The sequence below is a fragment of the Sulfitobacter sp. 1A13353 genome (genome assembly GCF_043557255.1).
GTDB classification, from domain to species: domain Bacteria; phylum Pseudomonadota; class Alphaproteobacteria; order Rhodobacterales; family Rhodobacteraceae; genus Sulfitobacter; species Sulfitobacter faviae.
In genome coordinates this window covers 488943-509221 of sequence record NZ_JBIFFS010000001.1, presented here as the reverse complement: position 1 = coordinate 509221, position 20279 = coordinate 488943, and the positions used below count along the sequence as shown (strand labels likewise).

Here is a 20279-nt window from a genome sequence, read left to right as displayed (position 1 = left end):
TTAAGTCTTGCCGCGGACCATCCGCGTGACCCAGATCAGCAAGCAGGCACCGATGACGCCCACCACCAACTGACCGAACCAACCGCCCAGCGTGCTGCCGACGATCAGCATCAAGAGCCAGTTCGCGACCAAGGCACCCAGAATGCCGAGGATGATGTTCATGATCAGACCCATGTCCGATTTCATGATCTTTTCCGCGATCCAGCCCGCAAGGCCACCCACGATGATTGCGGCAAACCAACCGATACCCGTCATGTCGTTAATCTCCTTTGAATTCAGGTCTCAACGCCATGACGGGGTATTTTGTTCCGTTCAGTCGCGCAGCAGCTCGTTGATCGAGGTTTTGGAGCGGGTCTTGGCATCCACCCGCTTGACGATCACGGCACAGTAGAGGTTCACGTTGTTCTTCGACGGCATGGTGCCCGCCACAACGACCGAACCTGCGGGCACTTCGCCATACATGATCTCACCGGTCTCGCGGTCGACGATCTTGGTCGACTTTCCGATGAAGACGCCCATGCCCAGCACCGAGCCTTCGCGCACGATGCAGCCTTCGACAACTTCTGACCGTGCGCCGATGAAGCAATTGTCTTCGATGATGGTGGGGCCCGCCTGCATCGGCTCCAACACGCCGCCAATGCCGACGCCGCCCGAGAGGTGCACGTTCTTGCCGATCTGCGCGCAGGAGCCGACGGTGGCCCATGTATCAACCATGGTGCCAGTGTCGACATAGGCGCCGATGTTCACGAAAGACGGCATCAGCACCACGCCGGGCGCGATATAGGCCGAGCGGCGCACGACGCAGTTCGGCACGGCGCGGAAGCCGGCCTCTTTCCACTCGGCGTCGCCCCAGCCTTTGAACTTGCTATCGACCTTGTCCCACCAGCCAGCGCCCTGCGGGCCGCCTTCTTGATGTTCCATGTCCTTGATGCGGAAGCCCAGCAGCACGGCCTTCTTGGCCCACTGATTGACGTGCCACTGACCGTCGTCCTGCTTTTCCGCCACGCGCAGTTTGCCGCTGTCGAGCGCGTTCAGCGTGTCTTCGATAGCGTCGCGGGTCTCTCCGGTGGTGGCGGATGTGATCTGATCACGGGTATCCCAAGCGGCTTCGATGGCGGTTTCAAGTTGGGCGTTGGACATGGGGCAAGTCTCCGAATGATGAAAAGGCCTTTTGAGGGCTATAGCCTTGCACTGCCTAGGGTGCAATTGCCGGGCGATGAGGGGCGTGGTCATTCGCCGAACAACAGGGCATCTTGACCTAAGCGGCCATCGCGCCACCTGAGCCAAGCCCCAGACCAAGGAAAGACCCGAGGATGACCGACGAACACCGCCACCCCCTGCGCCGCGCCAATGTGGACCGCGCCAAAGCCCAAGACGCCCCCGACACGCCGCAAACCCGCGCGCCTGCCTATCGTCTGGCCTTTACCGACGATGACTTCATGTGCCGCGATGAGCTGCGCCCGGTGCGTCTGCAACTGGAGCTCCTCAAGCCCGAGCTGCTGCTGGACGCCCACGGCATCCAATCGACCATCGTGCTCTTTGGCGGCGCGCGCATTCCCGAACCGGCCGAGAAACACACCGCCCGGACCAAGACACTGGCCGATCTGTCGCGTTTTTATGACGAGACGCGCACCTTTGCTCGGCTGATGACCGAAAAGTCGATGGAAAGCGGCGGCACCGAGAATGTCATCGTCACCGGCGGCGGGCCGGGTGTGATGGAGGCAGGCAACCGCGGCGCGCTCGACGCGGGCGGCCATTCCATCGGCCTCAACATCGTGCTGCCGTTCGAGCAGGCGCCCAACGAATATGTCACGCCGGAGCTATGCTTCAACTTCCACTACTTCGCGATCCGCAAGATGCACTTCCTAATGCGCGCCCGCGCGATCTGCGTCTTCCCCGGTGGTTTCGGCACGATGGACGAACTCTTTGAGGCGCTGACGCTGATCCAAACGGGCCGCATGAACCGGGTGCCATTCTTGCTGTTTGGCCGTGAGTTCTGGGAAAAGATCATCAACTGGGACGCGCTGGCCGATGCGGGCACGATCTCAGCCGAAGACCTCGACCTGTTCCGCTTTGTCGAAAGCGCGGATGAGGCGATGGAGGTGATCGAGAATTGGGAGACCGCCCCCGCTCGCGAACATGTGCCGGGCCGCGAAGAGGTCGAAGATCACGGCTAAGCCGCCTTGGCCCGCCCCCGCCCCGTCACCGGGTGAAGGTCTGGCCCAAGGCCGCTTCGGCCCCTTGGACGATATCGCGCAGGATATCGGCGGCAGGGCTGATCGTACCGATCAGCCCTGCGACCTCTCCGACAAAGGCGTTGGCGGTGCGGGCATCCCCCGCTGCCACCGCCGCCTGCCAGCGCGGCAGCTCCTGCGCCAGCGCGGCGCGCAGCCCGTCGGGGTCTTTATGCCAGCGGTCGGTGAAATCGTTGCGCAAGACACGGCCCGTGTAGCGTTTGGGCCAATCATAGCCGCGCATGATGTCGGTCACGGTGCTGCGCAGCGTGTCATCACCGCTGGCCTTGAGCGCGGCCTCTCGCATCGCGGGGTGCACCAGCGCCTCTTCCGAGGCCCAGAAGCGCGAGCCGACGACCACACCGTCGGCCCCCAGCACTAGCGCCGCCGCCAACCCGCGCCCATCCGCCACGCCGCCTGCGGCGCAGAGCAGCACCTCGGGCGCATGGCGGGCGATGTGATCCGCGACTTCGGGGACGAGGGTAAAGGTCGCGCGTTTCTCGCCGTGGCCGCCAGCCTCGGCCCCTTGGGCGACGATGATCTCGGCCCCCAGATCAATCGCATGGGCGGCGTCGCGCAGGGTTTGCACCTGACAGATCAACGGCACCTTTGCCGCGCGGATCGCGGGGAGAAACTCTGCCGGGTCGCCGAAGGAAAGAAAGATCGCCGCCGGATCACGGTCGAGCGCTTGTTCCAGCGCCTGCGGATGCTCGCGCAGCTTCCAAGTGATGAAACCGCAGCCGACCGATTGGTTACCCGCCACATCCATCTGCTCGGCGATCCAATCGCCAGCATCATAAGCCCCGCCGATCATCCCCAAACCACCCGCGCCTGAGACCACCGCCGCGAGCCGCCCGCCTGCGGCGAAGGCCATCGGCGCTTGGATAATCGGGTGGTCGATCCCCAGCCGTTTGGTCAGCCGCGTGATCAGCATCGCCTACCGCCCCGCCAGAATGGCATCAGCGACCTTTTCGGCGATCATCACCGTCGGCGACGCCGTGTTGCCCGAGACGATCTTGGGCATGATCGACGCGTCCACCACCCGCAGACCGCCTAAGCCATGCACCCGCAGATCGCTATCGACCACCGCCATCGGATCGCTGCCCATCTTGCAGGTGCCGACGGGGTGGAAAATCGTCGTGGCGATGTCGCGCGCCTTGTCGAGCAGGTCTTCGTCGCTCTGCACGGCGGGGCCGGGCAGGATTTCCTCGGGCGCATAGGGGTGCAGCGCCTTGGCCGTCATGATGTGACGCGCCTGTTTCATCGCCGTGACCGCCACGCGCTTGTCATTCTCGGCAGAAAGATAGTTCAGCCGGATATCGGGCTGCACCGCGCTGTCGCGGCTGGTGAGATGGCAACTGCCGATGCTTTCAGGCCGCAGGTTACAGACCGAGACGGTGATCGCCGGGAAAGGGTGCAGCGGATCCCCCAGCTTGTCGGTCGACAGGGGCTGCACGTGATACTCCAGATCCGGCGTCTCAAGCGCGGGGTCGGACTTGGTGAACATGCCGAACTGGCTGGGCGCCATCGCCAAGGGACCACTGCGGCGCAGGAGGTATTCCAGCCCCATCCGGCCCTTGCCCCAGATCGAATGGGTCATCGTGTTGAGCGTTTTGGTGTTCTGCACCTTATAGACAGTGCGGATTTGCAAATGGTCCTGAAGGTTCTCCCCAACGCCGGGCAGATCGTGCAGCGTGTTGATCCCCATGCCGCTCAAAAGGTCACCCTGCCCGATCCCCGACAGCTCAAGGATCTTGGGCGAATTGATCGCCCCCGCCGAAAGCAACACTTCGCCCTCGGCCTCGGCGCGCATCGCGCGGCCCTTATGGGTGAAACGCACGCCGGTCACACGCTTGCCGTCCAAGACCAACCCATCGGTATGCGCATGGGTGATCACCCGCAGGTTGGGGCGCTTCATCGCAGGGCGCAGGAAACCGCGCGCCGTGTTCCAACGCACGCCGCCCTTCTGGTTCACCTCGAAAAAGCCCGAACCTTCGTTGTCGCCATCGTTGAAATCGGCCCGCGGCTCGATCCCGAACTCACGCGCGCCGTCTTGCACGGCCTCCAGAATGTCCCACCGCAGGCGCTGCTTGCTGACCTTCCACTCGCCCCCCGCGCGGTGCATCTCGCTGCCGCCCGCATGGTGATCCTCGGATTTCAGGAAATAGGGCAGCACGTCATCCCAGCTCCACCCGGCATTGCCCAGTTGCCGCCAATGGTCATAGTCCGCCGCCTGCCCGCGCATGTAAATCATGCCGTTCACCGAAGAGCAGCCGCCCAGCACCTTGCCCCGCGGATAGGCCAAAGAGCGCCCGTTCAACCCCGCCTCGGGCGCGGTTTTCATCATCCAATCCGTGCGCGGATTGCCGATACAGTAAAGATACCCCACCGGCACCTTTACCCAGTGATAGTTGTCATCCCCCCCGGCTTCGAGCAGCAGAACCCGATTGGCCGGATCGGCGCTGAGACGGTTGGCCAAGACACAGCCCGCGGTGCCCGCACCGACAATGATATAGTCATAGCGGCCCTCTAGCTGCGTCTCGTCGTTCATGCTGCTCTCTCCCGATATTCTGTCCCGCCTCCCCGGCCCGTCATTGGTAGAGCGCGCGGTGACGGGTCACAATCCCTGCCGTAAATCGCCCGGCCTCCCGCGGCTTTTGCCGCAAAGCCACATTCACCGCGCTTTGCATGCGAGGCGAATCCGTTTGTTGATTTTTTCGACCCATGAGTGAATATGACCGGATTGGACATACCCCTCCCGCGATGCGCGACGTTCATTTCGGGGAAAGATTTTGCCGCCAATTGGTGGCCAGAAACAAAGGCTTGAACTGGTGCGGCGACCCGAATTCATACTCTTTCTCGGATGCCTTGCCATCACCTTTGGGGTGTTCCTCTACAGCAGTCGCAGCAATGATGCCGCCGCCGACCGGGCCTTTGATCGCATCGCCGAGGAAAGCCTGCAAAGCCTTGATGCGCGGATGCATACCTATCTGCAAAGTCTCAATGGCATCGCCGCCTTCATGAACGCCTCGGACGAGGTGACGGCCAGCGACTTCGCGCATTACGTCGATACGCTGGAGATCGACAGCTTCCTGCCCGGCATCAACGGCATCGGCTTTGTTGCCCCCGTCGCCAGAGGCACCGAAGAGGCGTTCATCGAAAAGGTCACCGCCCTGGGAATCGAGGATTTCCGCATTCACCCCGACACCGGCAATGCCGAGAAGATGGTGATCCAGTATATCTACCCCCAAGGGCCGAATGCAGAGGCCGTGGGCCTTGATATCAGCTTTAACGAAGACCGCCGCCGCGCCGCCCTGCGCGCCCGTGAGACGCGAGAGCCGAAGCTGACGCCGCGCATCCTGCTGGTGCAGGACAAGACCCGCCAGCCCGGCTTCCTGCTGCTGCGCCCGGTCTTTGCCGCCGACAACAGCCCGGCGCAGGAAACCGCCGGTTTCATCGGTTGGGTCTATGCGCCTTTTGTGGGGGCGAACCTGTTGTCCGGGCTGACCCCGGCTCAGGGAGAGTCCTATGACATCCAAGTCTACGATGGGCTGACCACGGCCCCCGAAAGCCGGATCTTCGACAGCACGCCCGAAGGCATCGCCACCGGCCACCACAGCATCACCCAGACCATCGAACGCTTTGGCCGCCCTTGGACCGTTGTCCATGTCAGCACCGCCAGCTTTGACCGCGCCACCCATAGCGCGGTGCCGGAAATCCTGCTGGTCTCTGGCATCCTTCTGGCGATCCTGTTCTTCGTGGCCTTCCGCAGCCTGCGCCAGCGCAGCGCCGCACTGAGCGAGCTTGCCGTGCTGCGCGAACGCCAGATCGACGCCCATGAAGAGGAAAACCGCGCCGTTATCGAGAACGCGGTGACGCCCATCTTCTTGCTCGACAGCAATGACCGGGTGCTCTTCGCCAACCAAGCGGCGCTGGTCTGCTTTGGCTATGGGCATGAGGCGCTCAAGGGGATGGAGTTCGGCGAACTCGTCACCGATCTTGTTGAGGATCACGACCACGAACAGGTCAACGCGGCGGGCAAGACCTGCTTTGGCCAAGACCTCAAGCTTGATCTGCAACGCAACAATTGGACCACCCACACCGGCGAACGGCGGGTGACCGCAATCGTGCGTGACCTGACCTCGGAACTGGCGGTGCAGGATGAGCTGGCGCGGAACAAGGCTCTCTATGACCTCGCCCTCGAAGGCGCGCAGATCGGGGTTTTCGACATCGACCTGCGCACCGGCAAATCCGAGGTGTCCGACACATGGCGGCGCATTCTGGGAATGGCGGATTTCGAGCGGCTGCCCGACCCGCAGGGGGAATTCCTCAAACGCGTTCACCCCGATGACCTGCCTCTACTGACCCAGACTGATCAGGCCTGCATCTCGGGGCAGCAACAACGTTCCGTCACCGAATACCGGCTGAAGATCGGCACCGGTGAGTGGCGTTGGATGCGCTCTGACGCGGTGGTGACCGAACGCGATGAAAACGGCACCGCCCTGCGGATGGTCGGCACCCAAACCGATGTGACCGACATCGTCCACGCCCGCAACGCGCTTGAAACCAGCGAGCGGCGGTTTCGCCAAGTGCTGGCCGCGGCCCCGGTGGGCATGGCGATCTTGGGCGAAGGCGGCGTGTTCAACAGCGTCAACAGCGCGCTTTGCACCCTTTGCGGCTATAGCGAAGAAGAGCTTTTGTCGAACACCAAACTGGGCGATCTGATGCCCGAGGGCGATCTGCAAAAGCTCTACGGTGAGGTGCGCGGGCTGGTCGATTCCCACAGTTCGCAAAACTATCAGGCCGAATACCGCATCACCCACAAGCTGGGCTATGAACGCTGGGGCCTGTTCAACGTCTCTTGGACCTACGACAAGAACGCCCGCGGCTATGTCTTTATCGTTCAGATCAACGACATTACCGACCAAAAGAAGCTGGAACATATCAAGAGCGAGTTCGTCTCGACCGTCAGCCATGAGCTGCGCACGCCGCTGACCTCGATCAAAGGCGCTTTGGGGTTGATCGACACCACGGACAACAGCCGCTTCCTCCCCGCGCATATCCGGCTGATCGACATTGCCCGCAGCAATGCCGACCGCCTGTCGCATATCGTGAACGATATCCTCGACCTCGAGAAGATTTCATCGGGCGAAGTGCAGTTCGACTTCCATGATGTCGATCTGAACAAGGTAATCACCGACTCGGTCAACGAAATGTCGCCCTTTGCGATCACCCATAACAACACCCTGGGCCTGCAACTGCCCGACAAGCCGCTGACGGTTCGGGTGGATGAAAGCCGCACCCGGCAGGTGCTGGCCAATCTAATCTCGAACGCCTGCAAATACTCCGATGCCGAGAGCGAGGTGCAAATCCGCGCCGAGCGGCTGGGGGACCGGGCCATCGTCTTTATCCAGAACACCGGCCCCGGCGTGCCGGAGAACTTCCGCCCGCGCATCTTTCAGGCCTTCTCGCAGGCTGATGGCTCCGACACACGCGCCAAGGGCGGCACCGGGCTGGGGCTCAACATCACGCGGCAGATCATCAAACGCCAAGGCGGCACCATCGGGTTTGAAAGCATCCCCAACGGCGTCACCGTCTTTTGGTTCACCTGCCCCATTGCCGAGGCGCAGACCGCGCAAACGCCCGCCACACCCGACGCGGAAGCAGAGGAGCGGGACACCAAGCTGCGCGTGCTGCATATCGAAGACGACATCGACTTCGCCGAGGTGATCCGCACCGGGTTGGACAGCGTGGCAGAGGTGACCAATGTCACCAACCTTGCCCAAGCGCGGCAGATGATCGGCCAGGATGAACTCGACGTCGTGATCCTTGATTGGTCCCTGCCCGACGGCGATGCACGTTCTTTGTTGGAAGACATCACCCGCCTGCATCCCGCGGCCAAAATCATCAGCCTTTCCGCGGACAGCAACCGCGAACCCGACCCCCGCGTGGGGATCAACCTTGTCAAATCACGGAGCGGGATCAGCTCGGTGGTCAACTCAATTACGGGGACAACCGCCCGCGCCTCTTAACCGGCGCATTATAAACCGTGGCATTTCAGCGGAGTGACGCTAAAGTGCGACATGCCATATTATTGCCAATATGCTCTGGCATTTTAATTAAATTACAATGCACAAGTCATGCTATAGTTTTAAGCATGTCCGCTTCGGGGCGAGGAATTCCAAGTGTCGTCAAAGCCATTTACCAAGCGTACCGCCGCCACATTTTTTCTGGGCACTGCCATTTCCGGCAGCTGGTACACCGCAACATCCGCAATTTTCGCGGGCCAAATGGGGGAGGTTATCCCCGTCGTCGGTGCGATCATTCTGGCGGGGCTCACGCCCTTTGCCGCGCCCGCATTGCAAGCAAACCCGCAGTCTCCTGCCGATAATTCAGATATGGAACAAAGGCTAAAGGCGTTCGACAGCCATGCCATTGTGAATATCGTTGATACGGGCGGGATGCTGGAACAGGTCAACGACCGTTTCATCGAACTGACGGGCTACACCCGCGATCAATTGATCGGCCAGCCTGTGTCGATGCTTTACCAAGAAGAGTTTCGCGAACTTGCCGAAGAGATCCGTGCCACCCTGATGGCAGGCAAGACGTGGCAGGGCGAAACCCCGCTGCGCTGCGCCGATGGCCGGGTGATCCAGACGCAGTGCACCGTGATGCCACTTTTCGACAAAAAGGGCGCTTGGGCCGGGTCGATCTCGGCCCGTACCGATGTGACCCATGCCAACGAACTTCTGGCCGAACGCGACACGGCGGAAACGCTTTATGAGTTGCGCGATGACATCTGGATCGTCGACGCCGAGACAGAGCGCTTCAGCTATATGAACCGCGTCGCCATGAGCCGCACTGGCTGGAGCAAGGACAGCTACCGCACGCAAACGCTCGAAACCCTGACCGAGGAAAGCGACAACCCGGCCCTGCTGGACGCCTGCCGCGCTCTGAAAAAGTCGGGCAAAGCGATGACGCAGTTCGACACGCAACTGTTTGGCAACCATTTCCAAGTTACGATCAAGCTGCTGCCCACCGGCGGGGCGGCGGGGCGGTTCCTGATCATGCTGCATGACATTTCGGATATCATCAATGAAGAGCGGATGAAGTCGGAGTTCATCTCAATGGTCAGTCACGAGCTACGTTCGCCCCTGACTTCGATCAAAGGCTCCATGGGGCTGCTCTTGTCGCGGGCGGCGGGCGAATTGCCCAGCAAGGCGCGTGCCTTGCTGGAGATCTCTCACCGCAACGCCGACCGGCTTGTGCTGATCATCAACGACATCCTCGATCTTGAGAAAATCGCCAACGGGCGGTTGGAATTCAATCTTGAAGAAGTCGATATTGCGGAACTACTTCACGAAACCAGCGCCGCCAATGCCTCACTCGAACAGCGCCATGGCGTGCGCATTCAGGTCGAGGGGACGGAGGACTTGAACAAGGTCACCACGGACCCGAACCGGGTCATTCAGGTGCTGACGAACTTCCTGTCGAACGCCGCCAAATTTTCCAAACCTGGGGAGCGTGTGACCATCCGCGCCGAAGAGAATGACGACGAATTGCGCATCTCCGTGGCGGACCGTGGCCCCGGCATTCCGGCTTCCGAGCAGCACAAGGTGTTCCAGCGGTTTGCCGATCTGTCCAATTCCAACCGGGCCGACAAAGGCGGCACCGGGCTGGGCCTTAGCGTTTGCAAAGCCATCGTCGAGAATCTCGGCGGTAAAATAGGTTTTGACAGCCGTGAGGGATTTGGTACGACATTTTACTTTACCCTGCCGAAGAAAAATTCTCAGGTAGCGGCAGAGGAACCGGCCGCGTTGCTGCGCGAAGCCTCCTAGAGAGAGTATGGAATGATCAAACTGCTGCACGTCGAGGATGACGCCGATATTCGTGAAATCGCGCTGATGGCGCTTGAGCTGAGCGGCGATTTTGATGTCGTCCAATGCGAGACCGGGGAAGCGGCGCTGAATCAGGTTCAGTCCTACACGCCCGATGTGATCCTGCTCGATATGATGATGCCCGGCATGACCGGTCGCCAGACGCTTGAGAAGATGCGCGAGATGGAGAGCCTGCGCGACGTGCCCGCGATCTTCATGACCGCCCGCGCCCAGCATAACGAGATCGAAGAGCTTCGTGATCTGGGGGCGGCTGACGTGATCAGCAAACCCTTCGATCCAATCTCGCTGGCGGATCAGGTCAAGGCGGCAATGCAAGCAGGCTAAGCCGACTTGCCTTTGGCCTGCCCTTCCGGGCGGGTTTGCGGTAAATTGTCAGTAAGTTTTGGACCGGCTCAATACCGGTCACCGCGCCCTTAGGCGTGGGCGTCGATTTCGTGCCGGCAATGGGCGACGAACCCATCCAGTTCCGAGATGATCTCGATCGGGCAATCCGCGTGATTGGCGCGCGGCCCGGCCAGATGCTCGACAATCTGCGTTTCGCACTTGCGCGCCAGACGGCCCAGCTCTTCGAAGCCGAGCGACCCGGCGCTGCCCGCGATCTGGTGCAGAATGGCCTGCGCGCTGGACAGATTGCTTTTGATTTCGTCTACGGTGGTCCCGTCCCAGGCGGCCAACCCATGGGTTGCGATCAGCGTCTGACGCTCGTCCAGCATTTCGACAAAGCGCTGCCTGATGCGCTCTATGCCGGGAAGTTCCGCTAACATTTTAGTCATGCCTGTTGATCATTCTGCCAAAAATCATTGAGCGATCTCGTATGCGCCTCACTGGCGGCTTCTGCACTCGCATGGGCCTGCGCCAGCGCATCCATGACGGAATTGCCGCTCTTCCAGATCAGCCGCACGGCCTCTCCCGCGCTGACACGCGGGTGAACACGCTCGCCATTATTGTCGAACAATTCGGTTTGAGACAACTCAAAGTTAACCGCATCCATCAAACCGCCCATATTCGGGCGCCAGCCGCTCTCCGTGACACATACGAAAGTGCCATTGCCCGCGTAGGACATCAGCACCTGATGATCGACGAGCGTATCGGACAGGATTTCGGCCACATCGGAGACAAGGCTATAGAACTCGAAAGAGGTCATCGTCGCGTGGAAAGCATCGACCTCGCGGATGGTGAAGGCAAAGGCGGTGGAGCCGAAAAGCGCGCTGCGCGACAGTTGGGCGACGTAGTTCTCCATCGCGGTATAGTCGATCACATTGTCCACGTCATAGATCGGGACCGGCTCGAACAGCTCCATATGCGTCGCCTGATCGGCGATGGTCTTGGCGGCGAAAATCTTCTTGGTCCGCTGCTGACGCTCTTTCACCATGCCTTCGACCAGCCCGATGCGGGCCTTGAGTTCGGCAATCTCGAAAGGCTTGGTCACATAGTCGGTCGCCCCGGCGGCAAAGGCCGCGTCGATATAGCGTTTGTCGGACATCGCGGTGAGCATCAGGATCGGCGTATCGGCATGGCGCGCCGAATTGCGGATGTGCTGCGCCAGTTCGATCCCATCCATGCCCGGCATCTGAATATCCAGCATGAAGCAATCAATCGGCCCGAGGTTGGGGTCACCCAACATATCAACCGCATGCAGAGCCGATGGGGCGGTCGTCAGGTCATGCGCGCCGATGATCTCTACAAATTGCCCAAGCAATTCGAGGATAATCGGATCGTCATCCACCGCCAGAATTCTCATTACATCTCTCCACAGATAAAAATCTTTGGGCCCCAAACTGGACGGACCGCTGCTTTCTTCTAATTTCCCTGGGAACTGTGGCCTAATTTTGGCGAATTCTTAGTAAATAGGCGACAAACCGGGGCACTGTTTCCATATCGGGGGAATTTGGCCCGATAAACGGCCTTGTTTACCGTTTTTTCATTTCTGATCGGTCTAGCCGCGGCACCTCTCGCGGGGTGTGATTCCCTCCAATGCAAACGGCCCGACGTTTCCGCCGGGCCGCTCCAGTGTCTCGTAGATTTGAGCCTTAGCCCAAGGTCGCCTTGATCGCGTCGGCGGTCACCCCCACGACCTTGTCCGCTTCTTCGCGGGTCAGGCAGAAGGGCGGCGCGAAACCGATGATGTCGCCTTGGGGCATGGCGCGGGCGATGACACCGGCCTTGACCATATCGCCGACGATGGTCGGCACCACTTTGCGCGCCGGATCAAAGGGCGTGCGGCCATCGCGGTCTTCGACCAGCTCCACGGCGCAGAGCATGCCTTCGCCCCGGATGTCGCCCACCTTGGGGTGATCGCCCAATGCCGCCTTCATCTGCGCATTCAGATAGCCGCCCACGTCCGAGGCATTCCCGATCAGCTTCAGATCGTCGATCAGCTTGAGGTTCGCGATCCCCGCAGCCGCGCCGATGGGGTGGGCCGAATAGGTCCAGCCGTGGCCGATTGGGCCGTTTTCATCGGTGCCCTGCTCCAGCACCTTCCACATCTTGTCGCCCACGATGGAGCCCGACAGCGGCGCATAGGCCGAGGTCAGCCCCTTGGCGATGGTGATCAGGTCAGGCTTCATCCCGTAGTGATCCGAGCCGAACATCGACCCCAGACGGCCAAAGCCGGTGACAACCTCATCCGCGACCAGCAGGATGTCATGCTTGTTCAGCACCTCTTGCACGGCGGCCCAATAGCCCTCTGGCGGCGGCACGATGCCCCCGGTGCCCAGAACCGGCTCACCGATGAAGGCCGCGATGGTGTCGGCGCCTTCGCGTTCGATCAGTGCTTCCAACTCGCCCACCAGATGCGCGGTGAATTCCGCTTCGCTCATGTTGGCGTCGGGGCGGCGGTAGTAATAGGGCGCATCGGTGTGAACCACCTGCGCCAGCGGCAGGTCGAATTTCTTGTGAAACAGCTCCAACCCGGTCAGCGAGCCGGTCACCAGCCCCGAGCCGTGATAGCCACGCCAGCGCGAGATGATCTTTTTCTTCTCGGGGCGGCCAAGGATGTTGTTGTAATACCAGATCAGCTTGACGTTCGTCTCATTCGCGTCCGAGCCACCAAGGCCGAAATAAACCTTGCTCATGCCTTCGGGCGCGCGGTCGAGGATCATCTTGGACAGGGTGATGCTCGCCTCAGTGCCATGGCCGACGTAGGAGTGGTAATAGGCAAGTTCATGCGCCTGCTCGGCAATCGCCTCGGCAATCTCGGTGCGTCCATAGCCCACGTTCACGCAGTAGAGACCCGCGAAAGCGTCGAGCAATTCGTTGCCGTCGCGGTCGGTGATATGGCTGCCCTTGGCGGTCTTGATCACACGGGTCGGGCTTTCGCCACGCGCGTGCTGCGCCAGATGAGTGGAGGGGTGAAAGAAATTTTCACGGTCCCATTGTTCGAGCATATCGTTCTTCAGCATTGGTCTTTCCTTTCTACCGGCGCGGCTTTGCGCCGTATCTTTCAAATCTTAGGCCCAGTCACGGCAGACGTATTTGACTTCCGTAAAGGCTTCGAGCCCCAGCCGCGATCCTTCGCGCCCGATCCCCGATTGTTTCGTCCCGCCAAAGGGGATCGGCGCGCCGGTCACCTTGGTGCGGTTCACCGCCACCATGCCGAAACTGAGCGCCCGGCTGGCGCGGTAGATGCGGCGCGGGTCTTGGCTGTGGACATAGGCCACCAACCCATACTCCGTGTCATTGGCCCGCTGGATCGCCTCATCCTCGCTGTCGAAAGCCGCGATGGCGGCCACGGGGCCAAAGGTTTCCTCGCGCATGATCAGCGCATCGGGCGGCACGTCCGCCAGCACCGTCGGCTCAAAGAACAACGGCCCCGCCGCGTGACGCTTGCCACCACAAAGCAGCCGCGCCCCACGGTCAAGCGCATCTTTGACGTGTTCCTCTTGTTTGGCCACGGCCTTTTCGTTCATCAACGGGCCGATGTCGGGGTCATCCGCGCCGATGCCGACGGTGAGCGCTTCGGTCGCGGCGGTGAAACGCGCGCAGAAGGTGGCATAGCTGTCGCGGGCAATGAAGAAGCGGTTCGCGCCGAGGCAGTCCTGACCGGAAGTGGCGAACTTAGCCTTGATCGCCTCTTCGACGGCGCGGTCCATATCGGCATCATCGAACATGATGAAAGGCGCATGGCCGCCGAGTTCGAGCACCAGACGTTTCACGCTGTCCGATGCCTGACGGTACAGGAGCTTGCCGATCTCGGTGGAGCCGGTGAAAGAGATGGCCCGCACGCGGGTGTCTTCCATCCACGATTTCACGATCTCGGGCGCCTCCCCGGTGACGACGTTGAACACCCCCTTGGGCAGCCCTGCCTGTTCGCCCAATTCGGCCAGCGCCAGCGCCGAGAATGGCGTCTCTGCCGAAGGATGCGCCACCACGGTGCAGCCCGCCGCCAGCGCCGCGCCCGCCTTGCGGGTCAGCATGGCAGAAGGGAAGTTCCACGGCGTGATGAGGGCGGCCACGCCCACCGGCTCGCGCCAGATTTCCACCTCGGCATCTGGCAAATGCGAGGTGACGCCTTCGATGTTCGGGCGACGCGCCTCTTCGGAATAGAACTCAAAGAAAGAGGCCGCATAGTCAATCTCGCCGCGCGACTCGGAGATAGGTTTGCCCTGTTCGGCGGTCATGATCCGCGCCAGATCCTCGCGGTTCTCTAGCATCAGGTCGCGCCAGCGGCGCAGGATCGCGCCGCGCTCTTGCGGCAGGAGGCCCGACCAATGGGGAAATGCGGCATGGGCGGCATCCACCGCGCCGCGGCTGTCCTCGGCGCTAAGCTTGGCCACCGCGCCCAGCACCGCGCCGCTGGCCGGATCGGTCACGTTGAAATCATCGCTCTGCGCCCCCGCAACCCATGCGCCATCGACATAGGCAAAGTGGCGGGCCAGCGCGCCCCGCGTCAGCGCGGGCAGACCGTCGGCGGGGGTTGGGATCATCTTGGTCATCGGGCACCTCCTTGGGATGAATTGCCCCGAAGGTAAGGCAGGATGCGGCGCGGGTTTGACCGAATATCAGCCGATCGGCAGGAGGTTTTGCGGCGCGGCCCCCTGCCCGCTGGAAAAACTACGGCGGCTCAGCTTTCGCCCTCAGGCAGCAGCAGCGACAGGGGCAACGGTGCCGATTTAACCGATTTGGTGACGACATAGGTAAAGTAGCGGCTCAGCCCGGCCTGCTGGTCCAACAGCGCGTCCATTAGACGTTGGTAGCTGTCGATGTCGCGGGTGACGACCTGTAGCAGATAGTCAAAGCCGCCGCCCAAGGCCCAGCACTGCACGATCTCATCATGCTGCGCGATCACGGCCTCGAAACGCTGAAACGCCTCGGCCCGGTGGTTGCCCAATTCGGCCTGCACAAAAACGGTGACATGCGGAGCGATGCGGCGCAGGGCGACATGAGCCTGATAGCCGGTGATGATGCCCGCAGCCTCCAACCGCGACAGCCGTTCGCCGCAGGCGGTGGGGCTAAGATTAACCTTGTCGGCAAGCGCAGATTTGGCGATGCGCCCCTCGCGAGAGAGGATCGACAGCACCGCGATATCGCGCTTATCGAGTTTGACAAAGCTCATATCCGCTTCATGCGAGCGCATGCCGGACTTGTCAATTGTCATGATTGTGGTGATCATCGAGATCATGACAAAATGGCGCCCAGACCCCGGATCCCTGACCCGCCCTGCCTATCGTTCACTCGTTCAGGCGATTGAAACGGCGATACAGAACGGCGTGCTCAAACCCGGAGACCGCCTGCCGACGCAGCGCCAGATGGCCTTTGACCTGTCGCTGAGCGTGCAGACCGTCAGCCGCGCCTATGACAAGCTGGTTGAGGCGGGCAAGATCGTCGGTGAGGTGGGCCGCGGCACTTTCGTGCGCGCGGCGAGCGATGAGATCTCCATGCCCTTCGTCAGCCGCAAGGCCGCCGGGCGGCTGTTGGATATGTCGATCCTGAAACCTGTACTGGATCACGCCCATGAAGAGGCGATGCAAAAGACGCTCCGTGCCATGGCCCGCTCCCTGCCCCGCGCGATGATGGGCGGGTTTCGCCAAGACCTCCGCGCCGGGGACAGCAGCAGCGCAGTGCGGCGCTGGCTCTCGCTCTGTGGGCTGGATCTGGAGGGGATGGCGGTGATCCCCACCAACGGCAGCACCAGCGCCATGACTGTGGCGATGATGACGGCAGCGCAACCAGGCGATCTGGTCGTCAGCGAAGACATCGGCCATCACACCCTGCGCCCCCTCGCCCGTTTTTTGGGCATCCGCCTGCAAGGGGTGACCGTCGACGCGGGCGGCATTTGCCCCGAAGCGCTGGAGCGGATCTGCGCGAAAGAACCGGTGAAGGCCGTCTATCTGATCCCCAATGGGGCCAATCCGCTGGCCTTTACCATGACCGAAAGCCGCCGCGCTGCGGTGATCGAGGTGGCAAGACGCCATGACCTGCTGATCATCGAAAACCAATCATGGGGGCCGCTGCAAGACGCGCCGCCGCCGCCAATGGCGGCCATGGCCCCGGAAAGGGTGCTCTATTTCACCAGCCTCACCAAATGTCTGCTGCCAGGGCTGCGGGTCGGCTATCTGGTGGTGCCGGATCACCTTGGAGCCTCGGCGGCCAACCGGCATATGGTGACCAGTTGGATGGCCACCAATATGATGACCGAGATCGCCGGGCGCTGGATCGAAGAAGGCACCGCCGAAACCCTGCTCAACCGTCAGCAATTGGCCCTGCGCGACCGCGCTGATTTCGCCGCCAATGTGTTTCGCGGCCTCGACATGCGGACCAGTTCGAACGGGCTGCACCTCTGGCTGCCCTGTCATGACATTTACGAAGAGGCCGAACTGGTCAAATCCATCCGCGAAAGCGGGGTCGCCGTGGCCAATGGGGCCAGTTTCGCCATCGGCCCACCAGACCGCCACCCGGGGCTTCGCGTCTCGATCGGGGGGCAATCCTTTCCCGAATTCGCCCGGGGGATTCGCATGATCGATGCAAGATTACGCAACAGGGGTAGGGCGGAATGACTGTGAGAGCGCCTCAAATTGTCATGGATCAATATTCACATTGACATGATTGGGATCGGTTTAAATGATCTAGCAGTCAGGACATTAGTTTCGCTGCGGCCTTTGTGCTGCGCGGGCAATAAATGAAAGGGAGACAGATGGCTAATTTCAAGACCGTTATCACCGGGGGTATCCTCGCAGCCGTGACAAGCGTCGCAGGCGCGGCCTCCGCCGACACTTGGCGCTATGCATTTGAAGAGGCCCTGGACGAGGTGCAGGGCAAATACGCCCAGAAATTCAAGGAAGAAGTCGAAGCGAACTCCGACCACGAAGTGCAGCTTTTTCCCTATGGCACATTGGGTGAATCCGTTGACACGATGGAACAGGCGCAGGCCGGTATCCTTCAGTTCGTGGATCAATCCCCCGGCTTCACCGGCGCGCTGATCCCCGAGGCGCAGGTCTTCTTCGTGCCCTACCTGCTGCCGCAGGACGACGAGGAACTGTTCGAGTTCTTCCGCAGTTCCAAGGCCATCAACGAGATGTTCCCCGAGCTTTATGCAGAGCAGGGTCTGGAACTGCTCAAGATGTTCCCCGAGGGCGACGTCTGCATGACCACGCAAGAGCCGGTCAAAACGCCCGAGGACCTCAACGAAGTCAAGTTCCGCGTCATGACCAACCCGCTCTTGGTCGAAAGCTACAAAGCCTTCGGCGCGACCCCGACACCGCTGCCATGGGGCGAAGTCTATGGCGCGATGCAGACCGGCATCATCCAAGGTCAGGAAAACCCCGGCTTCTATCTGGAATCCACCAAGATGTATGAGGTGACCGAGGTCATCACCTGCATCGGCCACAACAACTTCACCACCGCTGTGATGGCCAACAAGGATTTCTACGACGGCCTGTCCGATGCGGACAAAGAGGTGGTTCAGAACGCCTCTGACGCGGCATTCGAATACATCCTCGAATACCAGTCCGGCCTGCAGGAAAAGTCGCTGGATAACATCGCCAAGGCGAAGCCCGACATGCAGATCAACATCCTGTCCGAAGAAGAGCGTCAGCCCTTCAAAGACAAGGCCGCATCGGTCGAAGAAGCCTTCATCGAAATGACAGGCGACAGCGGCAAGGAAATCCTTGAGCAATTCAAGGCAGACCTTGAAGCCGTCAAGTAAATACCTTTCTCACCCTCCGGCATCGCCGGGGGGTGACCTTATTTTGACGCGATCCATTTGAACCATCTACGGGATGACGCCGGTGACGGAAGACAACCACAGTTCGCAACTGCAATCTCAGACAGATACCACCGGCACCGATGACGCCCCCGTGGGCACCTATAAATCCACCCTCCCCGGCCCTCTGGGCACGATCGACAACGCGATCAGCTGGCTTGAGTCCGTAATGCTCGCCGCTGGTGTCTTGTTGATGGCCGCCAATACAATTGCCAATGTGGTGGGCCGTTTCGTCTTTCAAAGCTCGATCTTCTTTTCCGAAGAACTGAACAGCGTTCTGATCATTCTCATCACCTTTGCGGGCATCTCCTATGCCGCGCGGCATGGGCGGCATATCCGCATGTCGGCGATTTTCGACGCCCTGCCCCCGCGCCCCCGCAAAGTGCTGATGATCTTTATCGCCTTCGTCACCGCCGTCTTCATGTTCGGCCTTGCTTGGTACGCATTGCAATACATCATGACCCAAGCCGGACGCGGCCGCCTGCTGCCCGCGCTGCAAGTGCCGGTCTGGTGGACACTGGTCTGGGTGCCTTTCGGCTTTTTCATGACCGGGCTGCAATACCTGCTGACAGCGATCAAAAACATCATCGAACCAGATATCTACCTGTCGACCAGCGTTCTCGAAGGCTACGACGACAACGAGCGGGAGGTCTGAGCCATGGCCGTCACCATTTTCTCTGTCATGGTCGTTCTGTTGCTGCTCGGCTTTCCCATGATGATCCCGCTGATCGTCGGCGCGTTTGTCGGTTTCTATTCCCTCTTCGGCGGCTTTGGCCAGCTTGAGACGATGGTGCAGCAGATGATGGCGGGGGTGCGTCCCGCCTCGCTGATCGCCGTGCCGATGTTCATCTTTGCCGCCGACATCATGACGCGCGGCCAATCCGCCGGGCGGCTGATCGATATGGTGATGTCCTTCGTCGGCCATATGAAGGGCGGTCTCGCGGTCGCCACTGCCGCGGCCTGCACCATGTTCGGCGCGGTCTCGGGCTCCACTCAGGCGACGGTCGTCGCCGTCGGCTCGCCGCTGCGGCCCCGGATGCTCAAGGCGGGCTACAAAGACAGTTTCGTGCTGGCGCTGATCGTGAACTCCTCCGATATCGCCTTCCTGATTCCGCCCTCCATCGGGATGATCATCTACGGCGTCGTCTCCAACACGTCCATTGCCGAACTCTTCATCGCGGGCATCGGGCCGGGGCTGCTGATCCTCGCGCTCTTCTCGGTCTATTCCGTGATCTACGCCTACCGCCACAACGTCCCCACCGAAGAGAAAGCGACATGGGGCGAGCGTTTCCGCGCGGTGCGTCAAGCGCTCTGGCCCCTGGGCTTCCCGGCGATCATCATCGGCGGCATCTACGGCGGTGTCTTCTCCCCGACCGAGGCGGCGGCGGCCTGCGTGCTCTATGCCATTTTCCTTGAGATGATCGTCTTTCGGGAAATCGACTTTGCCGGCATCTATGAGACCGCGAAATCGACCGGGCTGATTACCGCCGTGGTCTTCATCCTCGTCGCGGCGGGTGCGGCATTCTCTTGGGTGATCTCCTTCGCGCAGATTCCCCAAGCGGTGCTGACCGGCATCGGGATCGACAGCATGGGGCCGATTGGCGTGCTCTTCGTGATCTCGGCGGCCTTCTTCATCGGCTGTATGTTCGTGGACCCCATCGTCGTGATCCTCGTCTTCGTGCCGATCTTCGCACCGGTGGTGGACTCGGTCGGCCTCGACCCGGTGCTGGTCGGCACCGTCATCACGTTGCAAGTCGCCATCGGCTCGGCCACGCCGCCCTTTGGCTGTGACATCTTCACCGCCATCGCGGTCTTCAAACGGCCCTATATGGAGGTCATCCGCGGCACCCCGCCCTTCATCATCATGCTGCTGAGCGTCTCGGTTGCCCTGATCTTTTTCCCGCAAATCGCCCTGTTCCTGCGCGATCTGGCCTTTGCGAAATAAGA

The 20279-nt window shown here is 61.2% G+C and carries 17 protein-coding genes; 8 read left to right on the top strand and 9 right to left on the bottom strand.

Annotated features, from left to right (window positions below; genetic code table 11):
• Entirely contained in the window at positions 1 to 255 is a 255-nt protein-coding gene (locus ACGYLO_RS02470; protein WP_067261077.1) for a GlsB/YeaQ/YmgE family stress response membrane protein, read from the bottom strand.
• A gap of 57 nt (positions 256 to 312) precedes the next feature.
• Positions 313 to 1140, bottom strand: coding sequence for a 2,3,4,5-tetrahydropyridine-2,6-dicarboxylate N-succinyltransferase (gene dapD, locus ACGYLO_RS02465; protein ID WP_271688518.1), 828 nt, complete (start codon positions 1138 to 1140; stop codon positions 313 to 315).
• Between the two features lie 173 nt (positions 1141 to 1313).
• Between dapD and ACGYLO_RS02460 the strand changes: the two genes are divergently transcribed.
• On the top strand, positions 1314 to 2177 hold the full coding sequence (locus ACGYLO_RS02460; protein ID WP_271688521.1) for an LOG family protein: 864 nt from the start codon (positions 1314 to 1316) through the stop codon (positions 2175 to 2177).
• Between the two features lie 25 nt (positions 2178 to 2202).
• Here ACGYLO_RS02460 and ACGYLO_RS02455 read toward each other — a convergent pair whose 3' ends face one another.
• Positions 2203 to 3168 (bottom strand): nitronate monooxygenase family protein, encoded by a 966-nt coding sequence (locus tag ACGYLO_RS02455; RefSeq protein ID WP_271688523.1) that lies wholly within the window; start codon positions 3166 to 3168, stop codon positions 2203 to 2205.
• A 3-nt stretch (positions 3169 to 3171) separates the two neighbouring features.
• Entirely contained in the window at positions 3172 to 4785 is a 1614-nt protein-coding gene (locus ACGYLO_RS02450; RefSeq protein WP_271688524.1) for a GMC family oxidoreductase, read from the bottom strand.
• 280 nt (positions 4786 to 5065) lie between these two features.
• Here ACGYLO_RS02450 and ACGYLO_RS02445 point away from each other — a divergent pair, with 280 nt between their 5' ends.
• The 3 genes from ACGYLO_RS02445 (at position 5066) to ACGYLO_RS02435 (ending at position 10456) form a co-directional block, all read left to right on the top strand.
• Positions 5066 to 8266, top strand: coding sequence for a CHASE domain-containing protein (locus tag ACGYLO_RS02445; RefSeq protein ID WP_276154342.1), 3201 nt, complete (start codon positions 5066 to 5068; stop codon positions 8264 to 8266).
• A 153-nt stretch (positions 8267 to 8419) separates the two neighbouring features.
• The gene (locus ACGYLO_RS02440; protein WP_271688527.1) at positions 8420 to 10072 is read left to right on the top strand and encodes a PAS domain-containing sensor histidine kinase; all 1653 of its coding nucleotides are present in this window, start codon (positions 8420 to 8422) and stop codon (positions 10070 to 10072) included.
• A 12-nt stretch (positions 10073 to 10084) separates the two neighbouring features.
• Complete coding sequence (locus ACGYLO_RS02435) at positions 10085 to 10456, top strand: response regulator (RefSeq protein WP_067261066.1); 372 nt, start codon at positions 10085 to 10087, stop codon at positions 10454 to 10456.
• Between the two features lie 89 nt (positions 10457 to 10545).
• On the opposite strand, the gene ACGYLO_RS02430 is transcribed toward ACGYLO_RS02435, so the two are convergent.
• From ACGYLO_RS02430 to ACGYLO_RS02410, 5 genes are all read right to left on the bottom strand, one after another.
• Positions 10546 to 10905, bottom strand: a complete 360-nt coding sequence (locus tag ACGYLO_RS02430; RefSeq protein ID WP_271688531.1) for an Hpt domain-containing protein — start codon at positions 10903 to 10905, stop codon at positions 10546 to 10548.
• Positions 10902 to 11873 carry a PleD family two-component system response regulator gene (locus ACGYLO_RS02425; RefSeq protein WP_168612990.1) on the bottom strand — a complete coding sequence of 324 codons (972 nt, stop codon included), beginning with the start codon at positions 11871 to 11873 and terminating at the stop codon, positions 10902 to 10904. The genes ACGYLO_RS02430 and ACGYLO_RS02425 overlap by 4 nt, the downstream gene beginning before the upstream one ends.
• A gap of 289 nt (positions 11874 to 12162) precedes the next feature.
• Complete coding sequence (locus ACGYLO_RS02420; protein ID WP_271688533.1) at positions 12163 to 13533, bottom strand: aspartate aminotransferase family protein; 1371 nt, start codon at positions 13531 to 13533, stop codon at positions 12163 to 12165.
• 48 nt (positions 13534 to 13581) lie between these two features.
• Positions 13582 to 15066, bottom strand: a complete 1485-nt coding sequence (locus ACGYLO_RS02415; protein ID WP_271688535.1) for an NAD-dependent succinate-semialdehyde dehydrogenase — start codon at positions 15064 to 15066, stop codon at positions 13582 to 13584.
• Between the two features lie 128 nt (positions 15067 to 15194).
• On the bottom strand, positions 15195 to 15728 hold the full coding sequence (locus ACGYLO_RS02410) for an Lrp/AsnC family transcriptional regulator (RefSeq protein WP_271688536.1): 534 nt from the start codon (positions 15726 to 15728) through the stop codon (positions 15195 to 15197).
• 22 nt (positions 15729 to 15750) lie between these two features.
• Between ACGYLO_RS02410 and ACGYLO_RS02405 the strand changes: the two genes are divergently transcribed.
• The 4 genes from ACGYLO_RS02405 to ACGYLO_RS02390 all read left to right on the top strand — a co-directional run bounded on the left by ACGYLO_RS02405 (position 15751) and on the right by ACGYLO_RS02390 (position 20277).
• On the top strand, positions 15751 to 17127 hold the full coding sequence (locus tag ACGYLO_RS02405; protein WP_271688537.1) for a PLP-dependent aminotransferase family protein: 1377 nt from the start codon (positions 15751 to 15753) through the stop codon (positions 17125 to 17127).
• A 137-nt stretch (positions 17128 to 17264) separates the two neighbouring features.
• Positions 17265 to 18275 carry a TRAP transporter substrate-binding protein DctP gene (gene dctP / locus ACGYLO_RS02400; RefSeq protein WP_271688539.1) on the top strand — a complete coding sequence of 337 codons (1011 nt, stop codon included), beginning with the start codon at positions 17265 to 17267 and terminating at the stop codon, positions 18273 to 18275.
• 73 nt (positions 18276 to 18348) lie between these two features.
• A complete protein-coding gene (locus ACGYLO_RS02395) occupies positions 18349 to 18987 on the top strand; it encodes a TRAP transporter small permease (protein ID WP_197470835.1) in 639 nt (212 codons plus the stop codon).
• A 3-nt stretch (positions 18988 to 18990) separates the two neighbouring features.
• A complete protein-coding gene (locus tag ACGYLO_RS02390) occupies positions 18991 to 20277 on the top strand; it encodes a TRAP transporter large permease (protein ID WP_067262546.1) in 1287 nt (428 codons plus the stop codon).
• Positions 20278 to 20279 lie beyond the last annotated feature (2 nt).

What these genes read in the sequence shown, in the direction of transcription:
- ACGYLO_RS02430 (WP_271688531.1), bottom strand. Translation starts at nt 10,905, where the DNA reads ATGACTAAAATGTTAGCGGAACTTCCCGGCATAGAGCGCATCAGGCAG.
- ACGYLO_RS02470 (WP_067261077.1), bottom strand. Translation starts at nt 255, where the DNA reads ATGACGGGTATCGGTTGGTTTGCCGCAATCATCGTGGGTGGCCTTGCG.
- dapD (WP_271688518.1), bottom strand. Translation starts at nt 1,140, where the DNA reads ATGTCCAACGCCCAACTTGAAACCGCCATCGAAGCCGCTTGGGATACC.
- ACGYLO_RS02435 (WP_067261066.1), top strand. Translation starts at nt 10,085, where the DNA reads ATGATCAAACTGCTGCACGTCGAGGATGACGCCGATATTCGTGAAATC.
- ACGYLO_RS02415 (WP_271688535.1), bottom strand. Translation starts at nt 15,066, where the DNA reads ATGACCAAGATGATCCCAACCCCCGCCGACGGTCTGCCCGCGCTGACG.
- ACGYLO_RS02410 (WP_271688536.1), bottom strand. Translation starts at nt 15,728, where the DNA reads ATGACAATTGACAAGTCCGGCATGCGCTCGCATGAAGCGGATATGAGC.
- ACGYLO_RS02425 (WP_168612990.1), bottom strand. Translation starts at nt 11,873, where the DNA reads ATGAGAATTCTGGCGGTGGATGACGATCCGATTATCCTCGAATTGCTT.
- ACGYLO_RS02420 (WP_271688533.1), bottom strand. Translation starts at nt 13,533, where the DNA reads ATGCTGAAGAACGATATGCTCGAACAATGGGACCGTGAAAATTTCTTT.
- ACGYLO_RS02455 (WP_271688523.1), bottom strand. Translation starts at nt 3,168, where the DNA reads ATGCTGATCACGCGGCTGACCAAACGGCTGGGGATCGACCACCCGATT.
- ACGYLO_RS02395 (WP_197470835.1), top strand. Translation starts at nt 18,349, where the DNA reads ATGACGCCGGTGACGGAAGACAACCACAGTTCGCAACTGCAATCTCAG.
- ACGYLO_RS02460 (WP_271688521.1), top strand. Translation starts at nt 1,314, where the DNA reads ATGACCGACGAACACCGCCACCCCCTGCGCCGCGCCAATGTGGACCGC.
- dctP (WP_271688539.1), top strand. Translation starts at nt 17,265, where the DNA reads ATGGCTAATTTCAAGACCGTTATCACCGGGGGTATCCTCGCAGCCGTG.
- ACGYLO_RS02405 (WP_271688537.1), top strand. Translation starts at nt 15,751, where the DNA reads ATGACAAAATGGCGCCCAGACCCCGGATCCCTGACCCGCCCTGCCTAT.
- ACGYLO_RS02390 (WP_067262546.1), top strand. Translation starts at nt 18,991, where the DNA reads ATGGCCGTCACCATTTTCTCTGTCATGGTCGTTCTGTTGCTGCTCGGC.
- ACGYLO_RS02450 (WP_271688524.1), bottom strand. Translation starts at nt 4,785, where the DNA reads ATGAACGACGAGACGCAGCTAGAGGGCCGCTATGACTATATCATTGTC.